Annotated in this window: 2 protein-coding genes; both read left to right on the top strand. The window is 59.3% G+C overall.

The genetic code is table 11. From position 1 onward, the window contains the following. Nucleotides 1-481: 481 nt before the first annotated feature. Complete coding sequence (locus ACYQ2W_RS26390; protein WP_459874069.1) at nucleotides 482-658, top strand: hypothetical protein; 177 nt, start codon at nucleotides 482-484, stop codon at nucleotides 656-658. Further along, nucleotides 655-897, top strand: a 243-nt coding sequence (locus ACYQ2W_RS26385) for a hypothetical protein (RefSeq protein ID WP_459874067.1), incomplete at its 3' end; no start/stop codon positions are given. The genes ACYQ2W_RS26390 and ACYQ2W_RS26385, both read left to right, overlap by 4 nt.

The raw sequence follows: 897 nt of genomic DNA, 5'->3' as shown, positions 1-897 counted from the left end.
GCCGATCCGCGCCCTGATTCCGTCCTTCATCTTGCTGCTCCACCACTGAACGTTGTGGGGTACAGGCTAACGATGGGTGGCCCGTTCGTCTGTAGGCGTTTTCTGATTTTTCGAATGGAGGTGTTGAAGAGGGGGGATGACGATTGGGATCGTCTTGGGGGGCTTGTAGGGTCAGCGACAACTTTGCCTGTGGGAGCGGCCCTTAGGCCGCGATGGCGCCGTCACCGCGCCTTCCGTCCGTTGAATGGAACCACCGCGCTTCGAAACATCGCAGCCTAAGGGCCGCTCCCACAGGATAGGGCGGTGGGAGGCGGCAGGTGGTCCTTTCGATTCGACTCCGTGTTCTGCGCGTTTGAAGTCGCGATAGATGTTTTCGTGTGGGCGGGTCATCATCAGGTGGTTCTGAATCGACTGGCAAGCGTGGCTTGAGCGGCGGTGGGCATTGGGCATCCTACGCGCCACGAGCGGGGTGTCGGACAGGTTGTCCAACGATGTCGGCGCCCTGAAACGGACGGTGTTGGACCAAAGCATTCACATCCCGTTCTCCAAGCATCATGGCGGCCGCGAGCCGCTGCCGGCGGAGCCGCCACCGGTGCGGGCCGAGCATGACCCGGCCGATTTCGATCACTTTCACTCGCCAACTCGTCAAAGCCGATGACCACCCAAGAAAGAACAATCGATCTATGCGATTTCTTCTTCTATTCCGAAGCGAGAGGGCGGCACAGAAAAAACGCTCACGCCTATTTGACCGAAAAGATCGCCTATCCGGATAGCGGATCGTTTTTCGACAAGAGCCTGGGCGTTACCAAGTTCCTGTTCCGGCTGCCGCGAGCGGAGAAATACGTTACCCCCATCGGGATGTCCATTGCGTTGACAACGGGGCGCGACGCCTTGCTG

The sequence above is a fragment of the Endothiovibrio diazotrophicus genome (assembly GCF_054657215.1).
Note: the sequence above shows the minus strand (reverse complement) of the source record. Positions and strands in the feature narration are given on the sequence as shown.